The following is a 13,447-nucleotide window of genomic DNA, read 5'->3' on the forward strand; positions in this document are numbered from 1 at the left end:
GGCATGTCGTTATCGCGCTGTCTATCTGGCCTGTCCAACTTGTTGCACTACCGCCGCGAATGGTTTCGCGCCGACCTGCGGGCCGGGTTGTCCGTGGCGGCTATCCAGATCCCCATCGCCATTGCCTATGCGCAGATTGTCGGTCTGCCGCCGCAATATGGGCTCTACGCCTGTGTGCTGCCGATGATTGTCTATGCCTTGATCGGCAGCTCGCGGCAACTGATGGTCGGCCCCGATGCCGCCACTTGCGCCATGCTCGGCGGGGCCGTGGCGCCCTTGGCCATGGGCGACCTGCAGCGTACCGTCGAATTGTCGATGATCGTCACCGTGCTGGTGGGCCTGATGCTGATTGCCGCCGGGATCGCCCGGGCGGGTTTTATCGCCAGCTTCTTCTCGCGGCCGATCCTCATCGGCTACCTCAACGGCATCGGTCTGAGCCTGATCGCCGGGCAAATGGGCAAGGTGGTGGGCTTCAAGATCGAAGGCGACGGCTTCATTCTGGGGTTGGCGGACTTTCTCCAGCGGCTGGGGGAGATCCATGGCCTGACCCTGGTCGTTGGCCTGGCCAGCCTGGGCCTTTTGATCTGGCTGCCGCGACGCTACCCGCGGCTGCCGGCAGCGCTGCTGACGGTGGCGCTGTTCACCTTGCTGGCCGGGCTCTTGGGCTTCGACCGCTTCGGGGTGGCGATCCTCGGCCCTGTGCCGGCCGGGATTCCCGAGTTGTCCTGGCCCAAGACCACCCTGGAGGAAAGCAAGAGCCTGCTGCGCGACGCGCTGGGCATCGCCACCGTGAGTTTTTGCAGCGCCATGCTCACGGCCCGCAGCTTCGCCGCGCGCCATGGCTACGCGATCAACGCCAACCATGAGTTCATCGCCCTGGGCCTGAGCAACCTGGCGGCCGGAGCCTCCCAGGGCTTTGCCATCAGTGGCGCGGATTCGCGTACCGCGGTCAATGACATGGCCGGAGGCAAGAGCCAGTTGGTGGGCATCATCGCCGCCCTGGCGATTGCGCTGATTCTGCTGTTTTTCACCGCGCCCATGGCGTGGATTCCGCAGCCGGCCCTGGGCGCGGTGCTGTTGATGGCGGGCTGGGGCTTGCTCGACGTCAAGTCCCTGAAGCAAATCTACCGCCTCAGCCGCTTCGAATTCTGGCTGTGCCTGCTGACCACCGTCAGCGTGCTGGGCCTGGGCGTGCTGCCGGGCATCATCTTCGCCGTGACCCTGGCCATCCTGCGCCTGCTGTACAGCATCTACCAACCCACCGACGCGGTGCTGGGCTGGATGCCGGGCATCGAAGGCCAGGTGGACATCCGCCAGTACCCGCAAGCGCGCACCGTGCCCGGCCTGGTGGTGTATCGCTTCGACGACGCGATCCTGTTCTTCAACGCCGACTACTTCAAGATGCGCCTGCTGGAAACCGTGCAGCGCGAGAGCCAGCCCGAGGTGGTGCTGTTCAATGCCGAGGCGGTGACCGATATCGATGTCAGCGGCATCGCGGTGCTGCGGGAAATCCGCGAAACCCTGGCCGCCCAGGGCATCTACTTCGCGATCGCCCGCGCTCGCGGTACTTTCTTGGCGATGCTGGAACGCTCGGGGATGACCCGGGAAATGGACGGCCAGTTGCTGTTCAGTTCGGTGCGTTCGGGGATCAGGGCCTACCGCATATGGCGCAACAGCATGCGCGGCAAGCAGTGATGCAGAGGAGGGTGACCGGCAGGGAGCGACCCCGCCGGCGCTTGACCGAAGTTCAGCCGAGCCGGCACGGCCTTACTGGGTGATGGTCATGCTGCTGGTGGCCTGGACCGAGCCGTAGCGGATGCGCGGATAAGTCGGATCGGCGTAGCTGAAATCCATCACTGTGCCGACGGAGCCGAAGTACAGGGCCTGGCAATTGAAGTTCACCGCCACCTGGCCGCCGTAAGGGGTGACCCCGATGGCGACCTGGGTCGGCCCGGTCCATTCGATCTTGCACCCCAGCGTACCGCCCGCTGCGCCGGCATTGTATCCGCGACAGTTCAAGGTGGCGTTGCCGTTGCTGGTATTGGGAAAGCCTGCCCATTTGGCGATGGCCAGGTTGGCCGAGCAGGACGTGTTGACGCTGCTGGCGCCCGGGGCGAGCTTGTAGACCCCGGACGGTGGCGCAAGCGTTGCCGTGACGGGCGTCAATGGCAGGGCGGCAAGGCTCGATGCCGCCTGGTTTTCCACCACGGTGGTGGGCGACGGCGGGAGCTTGCACACCACCACGGCGCCGACGTCGTCGGACTTCTTCAACTCACCCAGCGCAGTGATATCGGCGCCGCCCTTCGACTCGCAGAAGAGTTTGCGTAACTGGGCTTTTTCTTCGCTGTCAGCCGTGGACGAGGCCTGGGCCAAAGGTGCAAGGGCCAGGCCAATGACGCCAGCCATCAGCACGCTTGAAAGTTTCATGATCGATTCCTTATCGGGGTTATGACTGGCTGCACCCTATGAGCACCAGGCGGTTTTTTTCATGACAAAAGCTCGGGTGTTGCGCGCAAACAGGGCCGCTGGAGTTTTGTCCTTTCTGGGCTTGACCTGATGCCGCTGTCTGCTGTTGAATGCGCGCCCTAAAGCCTCTGCAACCTTTTCTCCAAGTGGTGAAGCCAGTGCCCTACGCCAGCCAACACGCCTGATACCGACGACGGTCCATCCTGCCTGATGGCTGCCCGTGCTTGCGCGCGGCGGCGCTTCACTGCCATGCCTGCCTGATCCTGTCGTTGGTTTTTCTCTGTTTTCGAGGACAAACCCATGCACACGGATATTCGTGCCACCGCGCACAACCTGGAACTGCTCAAATACCCCCGCACGCCCCATCTGCAAGGCTCGCGCCTGCAAGATGGCGACACTGACACTGGCCAGGTGCGCTATGCCGCCCTGGCCGGGCAGTGGCTGGTGGTGGAAGAAAAACTCGATGGCGCCAACGCCGGCATCAGCTTTAGCGCAAGCGGCGAGTTGCGCCTGCAATCTCGCGGTCACTACCTCACTGGCGGTGGGCGCGAGCGCCAGTTCAATCTGTTCAAGCAGTGGGCCGTGGCTCACGAACACTGGTTGCTGGAGCGCCTGGAAGATCGCTTCGTGCTGTATGGCGAATGGCTGCACAAGAAGCACTCGGTGTTCTACGACCGCTTGCCACATTATTTCTGCGAGTTCGATGTGTGGGACCGCGCCACAGGGCTGTTCCTCTCCACCGCGGCGCGCCGGTGCCTGCTCGAGGGCGGGCCGGTGCTGTCGGTGCCGGTGCTGTACGAAGGCCCGGCGCCGCGCCGGCATGCCGAGCTGATGGCGCTGGTGGGCGATTCGCTGGCCAAGACCGAGCGCTGGCGCGAGGTGTTCGAGCAGGTGGTGCGCCGAGAAGGCCTCGACCTGGCCCGTGCCTGGCGCCAGTGCGACCGTTCCAGCCGCATGGAGGGCCTGTACCTGAAGCTCGAGGACGAGCAGCAGACCCTCGGCCGACTCAAGTGGGTACGCCAGGACTTCGTCCAGGCCATCCTCGATGCCGACCAGCACCATGCCAACCAACCCTTCATCCCCAATCAGCTGGCCGACGGCGTCGACCTCTATGCCCCGCACCTGTCCATGGACTGGCAGGGCCCACGCCACGGCTACTGAAGGAGCATCCCGATATGGATATTCGACAACTGCAACAACTGGTCCCCGAGCCGGGGCGCGATATGGACGTCGCCGCCTGCCTGGCGGCCATCCCGGCCCTGGCGCGCCTGGCCGATACACCGCAAGACCCGACCTACCACGCCGAGGGCGATGTGTGGATTCATACCCGTCTGGTAGTCGAAGCCTTGCTGGCGCAACCCGCCTACCAGCAGGCCAGCGCCGAGCAGCGCTTTGTGCTGTTTTTCGCCGCCCTGTTGCACGATATCGCCAAGCCCGACACCACGGTGATCGACCCGGATACCGGGCGTATCGGCCAGCCCGGCCACTCGCGCCGGGGCGCAGTGGACGCGCGGTTGCTGTTGTGGCGCGCCGGCGTGCCATTCGAGCTGCGCGAGCAGATCTGCCGCATCATCGCCGTGCATCAGGTGCCGTTTTTCGCCTTGCAGGGTGATCGCAGCGGCCGCAGCGCTGAGTTCCTGTTGCACAAACTGTCCTGGGAACTGCCGCTGTGGATGCTCTGTGCCGTGGCCGAGGCCGATATGCAGGGCCGCGATTACGCCGGCAAGGCCGATGTACTGGACGCCATCGAACTGTGGCGCGAACTGGCGCAGGAGGAGGGCTGCCTGCACGGGCCGCGGGCCTTTGTCGACGAGTACACACGCATTCAGTACCTGCGTGGCGCCCGGGTACATCCCGACTACCCACTGCACGCGCCGCAGGGCTCGTCGGTGGTGATGCTCTCGGGCCTGCCGGCCAGCGGCAAGGACACCTGGACCGCGCAACATTACCCGGAGCTGCCGGTGGTGTCGTTCGACGACGCGCGCCAGGCCCTGGGCCTGCGCCACGGACAGAACGAAGGCGCCGCTGCGCATTACGCCATCGACCGGGCCAAGGCCTTGTTGCGCGAGCACAAACCCTTTGTGTGGAACTCCACGCACCTGTCGGCGCAGATGCGCAACCGCACCCTGGACTTGCTCTACGGCTACGGCGCCGAGGTGGAAATTCTTTACCTGGAGCGGCCCGAGGACGAAATCATGCGGCGCAACCAGAAGCGCGACACCTCGCTGCGCAACGATGATATCCGCCGCATGTTGTTCAAGTGGGAAGTGCCGCTGCCGACCGAGGCGCACCGGGTGGTTTATCAGGCGGTGACGGGGTGAGTGGCACTTACGTTCCAGATATAAGTCCGCACTTCATTAAAAGCTTTCAAAGTTTATAGCAGAGCAAAAGAAAATAAATAAATGACTTAACAAGTACGGATGGAGCCCCTCCTAAAAATGAAGCTTACAGATATCTACAGTAAAATAATCAGCGAAGAACCGTACAATGACATGGATGTATTCTTCGAGAACTATGAAAGCTTTGAAGAAATTCCACTTGTGTCAAGATACAGTCGCTTAAAGCTCTTGAAGGATGAACTGAGCGGCAGCGGGGCTTCTAACTTTCTGACAGGGCTCGCTGTGTTTCTTTTGAATACTTTAAGATTGTTAGAAGTATCAAGAAGTGAAAGTGTGTTTTTTGCCGTGAGCTTTACAGACTTTGAGGGGTTGGAGGAACAAGGCATCCTCATACCTAATATATTTATTTATCCAAAGCCGGCCTCGGTCGGTTTTTTGGAAAAAGTACGAGAAAATGATGGAGGTCTTGAGTCATGGGAGATGCAAGAAGTAAAAAGCCATTTTTCTAACTGCGGGGTAGAAACTGCTTTTGATTTTTATGAAAGTAGATTTCATGACGCCGTTTGCGCTGAGGAAATTGTAAGGATCTTTGCTGTTCCCAGGACTTGTTGAGTGCAAAGAACTAGTCTGTTCGATGAAGATGAGAAATTTCTTTGGCGCCTAGTTAAGGTTAAGTCCGTGGCACTGTAGGTGTTACTCAAGTCAGTACTTGATGGGAGATGGTAGAAGCTTTAAGTGTCTTGCAGATGGCAGTGTGGATGACTAGGTTGGCCTGAATGAAGCCTACCGCGTCTAGACGGATCATTCTTCAAGGAGCAGTGGAGTCATCCAGTTGTTGGCGCTGATATGACCTTGACCCAGTCGACTGATTTTGAATGAACCATCAGCCTCAGTGCCTTGAATGCGAAAGATGCATAACCGCGTGAGCGAGCAGCAGATCAATGCCAGCATAATACGTAATTTAACATAATATACATTATGCGAACCTTCCTATGCAGAGCTGGGGGGCTCTAATGGTCAGATTTGAAGCTCACTTAAGCAGATTCTTATCAGCCCAAATGGATTGCAGGTGTAAGCCTACAAAAACAAGGAATGAAAACGCTTTCAGGCTGTTCACTTCAGTACCGTAGTCCGAACACTCCCCGTGCATTACCTGATGACGATTCAGTGCTGTGAATGATCCAGGTGAACTGGGTGGCTGGCTTCGGGCTGCTGAGCTTTTAAGAAAATCAGATTCATGAAGCGTGAAAACCGGATGAAGAAGATCTAGCGACTCCTGGTCAGATTCGAACCTTTGCTTGAGCAGATAGCCTGCCGTTGTGGAGCGGACTTTAGGTTCACCTTTGACGTCTCGCTTCATGCCCAACGGTGATTCAACGCCAAGCATTTCAGAGAGCCATCCATCAGCCTGAGCGATAAAAACCGGGGTTGAAAGGAAAAATCCATCAGCACCTAGTTCTACATGAGCACGTGCAGCAGCTTTAATTGCGGCCGATCTGGAGGGATTATTAGCGACCAGACGATCAACAAATTCCTGAAAATTAGCCCGGTAGTAATCGACCATGCATTGATCAATTTCATCATCAGGCAGACTCGTAATGCGCTCGATTAGCGGCATCAAATCATCTAAAGATGTTGACCAGCCAAAAAACCATCCCTTATCAGCGGCAACAGTCATAGCTATTTTCGACTGTGCAGGAAGCGCGTCAAGTTTCGCTAAATACTCCCGCCAGTCGCTACGGATCTCTAAGGCAATCTTAGGGATCACCTCGGCCAAAGCCGCCATGATAGGTACCGCAAGGCTTGCAATTTGGGCAAGCTTTTCGGTGAAAGCGTGAGCTAAAGCAACGAAGTCAATCTGTTGATTAGGCGATTCAGTCATAGTGATTTCTCAATGCCGGAAGTCATCATCATTCAGACTGGAGATAAAGGTTGCAATACCCTACCCCAATCATATGAATTTTAATTATAACTCAACTAAATAGTAATTTAGTTGAGTTAATCCTGCGTCCTCTTTCCAATATCCCCCTCGCCCCACAACTGCCGGCTTAGTTGCGGTTTCGCTCTATCCGTGGGCATCGACGCAGAACTCGGGACTGTCCAACTATTTTGTATTAACAGTGATAACAAAACGCTATTAGAGGCCTTGTTCCTCGAACTCGAATTCAGGCCAAGAGCCTTTAAGTTATGCGGCCTACAGCGCTAAACGCGGTGGGTCCGGAGCATCGCCAGAGGGTCAAAAACGCCTTTCGAACGCTTGTTCAGCGACCTCGACAGACGAACAAGCACACCTAGACTCTCACCCGGTTCAGCCAGCTGAATCATGCCCAACACACGAAAAGGATATTCAACATGAACGCCTTCACCTCGGTAAACACCGTCACCACCCCCCTGACCATCAACAGCCAGTCCACCGCGACCTACAACGGCGACCCCAACCAGACCACCAAAGTGACCTTCAGCTATCAGAACAACCTGCTGTGGGCCACCCAGGTCAACAACACCGCAACTGTCCAGACTCTCAGCGCTGACACCTCCGCCGGCCCGGTCATCCTGCGCAAGGGTGCCCAGGTCAAACTGCAGAACGTGGGCTCGGCGTTCAGCATCCTGTTCACCGGGGTGATTATCGACAGCGGCTCGGAAACACCGTTCAACAACACCAACATCGGGACCTTCACCCTGTCGTGATCGACTCGGGCTCCTAGGCCGGAGCCCATTTGCGAAGCCGGCATGGCGCCGGCTTTGCTTCATGCAATATGGGACATGGACGGTACCCTCGCGTGACCAGGCAACGGATGCTCTACACCCGGATTCTCTGGGCAACCCTCGGCGCGATCCTGGCGACTGCAATGTGGCTGATGACCACCGGCAGCCGCTTGCCAACGGTATCCAGCAGCCACGACCAGGCCCTTTCCAGCAGCGATGCCATCGCGCCAGCCGCGGATTGCGTCGACCTCTCGCCCTCCTCCTCTGCCACCACCAATGATCCTTGCATACCGGGCCCCGTGCTGCTGCCCGGGATGAAGGTCAATCGCCAGGTCGGTCCGGTGATGTTCGTGCTGGTGGTGGACAGCAACGAGGCCCGGGTCAATGCCCAGGTTTCCCTGGGCAACGCCGCCCTGACCGACTTGAACATGACCGCCGCCGCTCCCACCGCCGACTTCAATCTGGCCAACGGCGATGGCCAGCGAGTCTGGGGCAGCCTGGGCGCCTTTTTCTGCGCACCGCCCAACACTTCGCACCTGCTGGCCGACTTCACCATCGAGAACCTGCGCGACAGCGGCAAACCCGTGACCCAGGCCTATCGTGGCGACCTGATCCGCTGGCAGAGCCCGATCACCAGCGTCCTGGCCCGCTACCGCCAGCCCTTGCTGCCGGACCTGCAAGTGATCGTGGAGCTGCTGGACCCTTACAAGGCCGACAGCAGCAACGCGCTGACCGCCCAGGTGAGTTTCTATTACGCCAGCGATCTGATCGACCGCTACACCCTCATGGCCACCGCCACCCCGGTGAGCCTGCGACAGTCCAGCGTCGGGCCGGTGCGAATCGAGGGCGGACTCCTGGACTTTCGTCCCGCCACCCAGGAGCAGCAAGGGCAGCTCAGCCTGGATGGCACTTTCCAGTCCGGTCACAACCCACCGAACCACTACGTCGGCAGTGTCGCCGACTGGTCGTGGATCCGTGGCCGCGCCGACAATTGCAGGGGATAGACATGACCAGCACGTCCGACTACCAGCAGATCGCCCACAGCGCCGCTTACGCCCTGCCGGATGCCAGCGGCTATGGCTGGCGCGGTTATGTCATGCCCAAAGGCACCGCGACCGGGAGCCTGCCGGCCAGCCTGAGTCCGGCTGACGCCTTCGACAAATATGCCGGCCATTACCTGTTCGCCCCCAGCGAACCGGCTGCCCTGCGCAGCGACCCCACGGCATTCGTCAACGCCCTGTACGACTTTCTATTCGCCGTCGACCAGCGCAACTTCGTCGGCCGCGCGCTGCTGTGGCTGCCCGGCTCCAGCCTGCCGGCGCCCCAGGCCTTCAACAGCTACGGCCTGCGCATCAGCGTGACGGCCCCCAGCCAGGTGCAGAACAACCTCAACCTGCAGCTTGGCGATCGCCTGACGTTCTTCATCAACTTCGGCACCTACGTCAAATACGACCCGGACTTCAACGCCCTGCGCCTCAAATCCAATGCCGGCATCACCATGGGCTTGATCGACAAGCTGGCGGCCGACAGCGGCCTGCAGCTGACACCGCCGCAACAGCCGCTGGCCTACGTGCCCCTGGACGGCAATCAGGCCGGCAGCCTGACCTACGCCTTGACTTACAGCAGCCAGCCCGCCCTCAAGTATTTCCCGACCGGCTTTACCTATGTGGCCAACACCACAGGCGGTCAGAGCGTGCTCAATTACCCGGTGTTCAACCCCAACGGCATGCCCGCCAAACTGACCATGGGCGGCGTGCTCGACCCGCTGGACCCGCTCAATCAGAACATCGCCGCGGCGCAACTGGCCGCCGGTCTGATCCGTACTGCCATGAGCTTCGCCAACACCGGTACGACCGCGTTGCCCAGCCAGTGGCGCAGCACCGCCGGCAACCCGATCAGCCTGATCCCGCTCAATGGCCTGGACGCCAACGGTTGGCCCCGGCCCTATGCCGCCAGCCTGGTGTTCTGTGCCCAAGGCGGCAGCTACAGCCTGACCCTGGCCGGCGACTTTGGCTTGAGCCTGCCGGCCGCCAGCGCCGGGCAGAACCTGCTGTGCGGGATCTTCGGCACCGAGTGGCTGAGCTTTACCGCCTACAACTCTTCCCTGAGTCCGCAGGACAACGACCGCTTGCGCCTGTTGGCGGCGCAAGCGGCCTATGCCCCGGTGTTTCCGTTCCAGACCAGCAGCCTGGTCACGCCCACCAGTGGCGCGGTCAGCGCCCTGCTGAACGACGCGCACCGGACCTCCTGGTGCAGCCTGGTGGCCGGCGCCTCCACCCCGGCCTACAGCGCCCAGCCCGACGGCAGCCCGCTCTATGGCCAGAGCCGCAGCAACGGCGCCACACCGCTGCTGGCCCCGGCCGCGCCGAGCACACCCCTGCCCCAGGACGCCGGGTTTGCTTTCCCACTGGTGCCCTACGCGGGGGCCAGCAGCAATGCCAGCCTCAACCTGACCCAGTTCGAAAGCGAGATCCTCGCTGCCTCGCGCAAGAGCCTGATCAGCGCCGCGACCCTGCCGGGCAAACAAGCCGCGCGGGCCCGGCGCCTGCAACGGCTGCTGACCGCCGACGCGGCACAACCCAATCGGGCGACCACCCCGCAAGGCCTGCTGGTGGACCTGGACGCCGACGGCATCGGCTACGCCAAGGTGCTGCTGGCCCGCTCGCCATCCATCCAGGGACCGCTGGACTTTGCCTTCGTGCAGCCCAGCGAGGCCCTGCACGAGGCTTTGCAGACCAACCAGCTGTTTCTGGTGGGGGTCAATCCGCTGCCGTTCTTCACCCAGGGCGCAAGCTTCAGCAACCGCATGGACATCGCCGACTGGCGCTTTATCGCCAACATCGGCGTCGGCGTGCAAACCACCAGCTACCGCAATGTGCTGATCATGAAGTACTGCGCCGGCAGCCTGAAGGAGCGCATCGACAACCCCAATCGCTGGACCATGCCCGAGACGTTCTCGAAAACCGCGGACCTGGCGCCGGGCCTGGAAACCCTGGCCTACACCGGTCTGTCCCAGTGGCTGCAGGACTTCATCGCTGTCGCCGAGGCCAAGGCCGCGGCCAGCCCCGACAGCCTCTACGCCGACTTCGTCGCCCAGGTCAGCGACCCGGCCTGGAACGGCTTCATGGTGCTCAACGCCGACCTGCCCCTGGACAGCCTGCCCGAGCAGCTGGCGGGCATCGCCGCCGGCATCGACTACAGCCGCTTCCTGGCCCACCATTTTGGCGCCAGTGTCAGCCGCATCAGCCAACAGGGCGACACCCTGGATATCCAGGGCATCTCCACCTTGTTCGGTCTGATCGACTACCAGAACCCCGCCTATGAGCAGGCCCAGGCCAACGGCGCGACCCCGGACATGCCGGTGGCCCTGAGCACCAGCAACGGTTACGCCTTCAGTGTCCTGCAGCTGCAGGCGCTGTTCCGCCAATCGCGGCTGGTGACCTTTAACAGCCGCATCCAGCTGAGCCTGGACCTGCTGTTCGGCTCGCCGATCCGCGCCACCCTGCGCGCCGGCCAGCCCAGCGCGGTGAACGCCATGGTGCTCGACGGCAGCGCCCTGCAACAGAACGACACCACCACCTACGTGTTCGAGCAGAGCCAGAGCTACCTGTTCAACCTCGACAGCAACGTGCTGCCGGCCGCCTCGGTCAACCGCATTCAGTTCAACACCCTGGGCAGCCCGGACGGCGGGGTCACCACTGCCAGCCGCTTTCTGCTCTGGGGCAAGCTGGATTTCACCCTGCTCAAGACCTCGGACGGGCCCTTCGACCTGCTGTCCTTCGGCAGCGCCGACGGCAGCCCGAGCAACCAGGGCCTGGCCTACACCAACCTGGAAATCGCCATGGCCTTTCCCAGCGCCACACCCAATGCCGTGGGCTTTGCCTTCAACCCCGACAACCTCGGGTTCGACCCGGCCACCAGCCAGGTGCGCGGACAGAGTCTGTACAAGGGCTTCACCCTGCAGCTCAAGCAGTTCATCCAGGCACCGGCGCAGAAAAAGCCCGCGGACTATGGCTTCCTCCCGGTGCTGCCGCAGGACCTGGCGCTCAAGGCGCTGTCGGGCGCCTGGTCGGGCATCGTCTACAAGGTCACCATGGGCTCCCCCGGGTCCCTGGTGTCGGGCACCGGTTTCGAGTCCGACCTGCTGATCGCCTGGTCGCCCGGCAGCAAGAGCAGCGACGCCAGCCCAATGCTTTTTGTCGGCCTCAGCCTGCCCGGCGCCGCGCCGTCGGCCAGCGTGTTTTCCCTGCAGGGCATCATCAAGGTCTCCACCGGGCCGATCAAACTGCTGTACCAGACCATCCCCGGTCAGACCGACACCCAGGCCAGGTTCTTCAACCTGCAACTGACCGATATCGGCATCAAGATCCTCGGCATCGCCAAGTTGCCGCCGGGCGCCACCCTGCAGTTCTTCCTGTTCGGCGACCCGCAATCCTCCGGCAGCCTGGGCTGGTACGCCGCCTACGTCAAAGACCCGCAGAGCAAGACCGCCAGCCTGCTCGCCGTGGAGTCGGGCCAGTCCACGCAACCGGCATTGACCGGACCATCGGAGGTGACGCCATGACTCGGGTCCTGTACTGGAACATCGAGAGCTTCGGCTACAACAAGATCCGCCCGCTGAGCACCAAGCGCGATCGCAACGGCGCCCTGATTCCCGACCTTGACGCCGCCGACCGACTGGCTCTGATCCTGGCCCATATCACCGCGTTCAACCCGGACATCTTCGTCGTGGTGGAGACGGCCAGCGGTCCGAGCCATGGCCCCGGATCGCTGATTTCCCCCACCGGCGGCTGGCAGGGCTGCGCCGAACTGCTGCTGCGCATCCGCAACCAGACCGGCGTGCCCTGGAACCTGGTGCCGCCCCTGGTGGTCGGCCAGGCCGGGCGCGCCGAGGGCGTCGCGGTGTTCTACAAGCCGGTGATTCCGGCGGGCGGCGGCGTGGCGGCGGGCAAGCGCTTGTTCACCGGCCCCAACGCCTGGTCGCCGGCGGGCAATGGCATCAGCTTCAACCCTCAGGTGCTGGCCCCGCCGGCCGCCGGCAACTACCCGGCGTTGCAGACCCAGACCTGCTTCAGCGTGCCCAACCGGGCCATTCCGCCCACGGCGCTGAACCCGGGCAACCTCAACGAGAGCCGCTGCGCGGCGCGGGTCGCGTTCGTCGACAATTTCGGCGCCGCGATCAACTACGGCGGCTTGCGCGAACCCTACATGGTGACCTTCTGCGAAACCGTCGACGGCCCACCGGAGGTGGTGCAGCGCAACCTCACGCTGTTTGCCATCCACTCGCCGCCGCAATATGTCGCGGCCAACGCCTACCTCAACGCCCTGGCCAATGTGCGCGACATCAGCGCCGCCCTGGGCGCGCTGGAAACCCGGATCATCACCGGCGACTTCAACGTCAACCTGTTGAGCCAGAACGGCAACGATCCGGGGCGCTATGGCGCCCTCACCGCCCTGGGCTACGGCCTGCAACTGCAACCTCCGGCCCTGGCCCCGCCGCCGGCGCTGGAGGCCTACACCGGCTACTTCGCCACCCACCTGCGCAGTCGCAACGCGAGCATTTTCTGGTCGACCAACGCCGGGGCCGTGCCCTATCCGGGCTACCGCTACATCGGTTCGTCCAACAGCAGCAGCCTGTATTCCATCGACAACATCCTGGTGCGCGGCGGCGCGGCGGGCAATTTCACCATTGCCAACACCGTGGTCGGGGTGCCGCTGAACGTGGTCAACCCCGCGCCCGGCGGTGCGCCCATGGGCCTGGTGGCCATGGCCAGCGATTTCCAGGCGCCGCCGCTCGCCTGGATCCCGGCGCCCCCCGCCCCCGCCCCGGCATTCGCCGCGGGCGATCGGCAACGCTACCGCGGCTGGCGCAACCTGGGGCACATCCGCTCCACCAGCGATCACCTGGCCCTGTTTGTGACGGTCTGAACAAGGAG

At 62.1% G+C, this 13,447-nt stretch carries 10 protein-coding genes; 8 read left to right on the plus strand and 2 right to left on the minus strand.

The features are described 5' to 3' along the window. The first annotated feature begins 3 nt into the window (after positions 1–3). Positions 4–1,695, plus strand: coding sequence for a SulP family inorganic anion transporter (locus WIN67_RS15495; RefSeq protein WP_267268193.1), 1,692 nt, complete (start codon positions 4–6; stop codon positions 1,693–1,695). Between the two features lie 72 nt (positions 1,696–1,767). Here WIN67_RS15495 and WIN67_RS15500 read toward each other — a convergent pair whose 3' ends face one another. Next, the gene (locus tag WIN67_RS15500; protein ID WP_123728193.1) at positions 1,768–2,427 is read right to left on the minus strand and encodes a hypothetical protein; all 660 of its coding nucleotides are present in this window, start codon (positions 2,425–2,427) and stop codon (positions 1,768–1,770) included. A 339-nt stretch (positions 2,428–2,766) separates the two neighbouring features. Between WIN67_RS15500 and WIN67_RS15505 the strand changes: the two genes are divergently transcribed. The 3 genes from WIN67_RS15505 (at position 2,767) to WIN67_RS15515 (ending at position 5,417) form a co-directional block, all read left to right on the plus strand. After that, a complete protein-coding gene (locus WIN67_RS15505; RefSeq protein WP_339069078.1) occupies positions 2,767–3,627 on the plus strand; it encodes an RNA ligase family protein in 861 nt (286 codons plus the stop codon). A 14-nt stretch (positions 3,628–3,641) separates the two neighbouring features. Next, complete coding sequence (locus WIN67_RS15510) at positions 3,642–4,787, plus strand: AAA family ATPase (RefSeq protein WP_102879336.1); 1,146 nt, start codon at positions 3,642–3,644, stop codon at positions 4,785–4,787. A 117-nt stretch (positions 4,788–4,904) separates the two neighbouring features. Continuing rightward, the gene (locus WIN67_RS15515) at positions 4,905–5,417 is read left to right on the plus strand and encodes an Imm15 family immunity protein (RefSeq protein WP_339069080.1); all 513 of its coding nucleotides are present in this window, start codon (positions 4,905–4,907) and stop codon (positions 5,415–5,417) included. Between the two features lie 418 nt (positions 5,418–5,835). Here the strand turns inward: WIN67_RS15515 and WIN67_RS15520 are convergent, their stop codons facing one another. Further along, positions 5,836–6,687 carry a hypothetical protein gene (locus WIN67_RS15520; protein ID WP_339069082.1) on the minus strand — a complete coding sequence of 284 codons (852 nt, stop codon included), beginning with the start codon at positions 6,685–6,687 and terminating at the stop codon, positions 5,836–5,838. 470 nt (positions 6,688–7,157) lie between these two features. Between WIN67_RS15520 and WIN67_RS15525 the strand changes: the two genes are divergently transcribed. The 4 genes from WIN67_RS15525 to WIN67_RS15540 all read left to right on the plus strand — a co-directional run bounded on the left by WIN67_RS15525 (position 7,158) and on the right by WIN67_RS15540 (position 13,439). After that, a complete protein-coding gene (locus WIN67_RS15525; RefSeq protein ID WP_102879333.1) occupies positions 7,158–7,493 on the plus strand; it encodes a hypothetical protein in 336 nt (111 codons plus the stop codon). A 92-nt stretch (positions 7,494–7,585) separates the two neighbouring features. Further along, the gene (locus WIN67_RS15530) at positions 7,586–8,515 is read left to right on the plus strand and encodes a hypothetical protein (protein ID WP_339069085.1); all 930 of its coding nucleotides are present in this window, start codon (positions 7,586–7,588) and stop codon (positions 8,513–8,515) included. Between the two features lie 2 nt (positions 8,516–8,517). Further along, positions 8,518–12,075: a hypothetical protein gene (locus tag WIN67_RS15535; RefSeq protein ID WP_339069087.1), complete on the plus strand. Its 3,558-nt coding sequence runs from the start codon at positions 8,518–8,520 to the stop codon at positions 12,073–12,075. Beyond that, positions 12,072–13,439, plus strand: coding sequence for a hypothetical protein (locus tag WIN67_RS15540; protein ID WP_213666383.1), 1,368 nt, complete (start codon positions 12,072–12,074; stop codon positions 13,437–13,439). The genes WIN67_RS15535 and WIN67_RS15540 overlap by 4 nt, the downstream gene beginning before the upstream one ends. Positions 13,440–13,447 lie beyond the last annotated feature (8 nt).

This window comes from Pseudomonas idahonensis (genome assembly GCF_037903935.1).
Taxonomy (GTDB): Bacteria; Pseudomonadota; Gammaproteobacteria; order Pseudomonadales; family Pseudomonadaceae; genus Aquipseudomonas; species Aquipseudomonas danubii.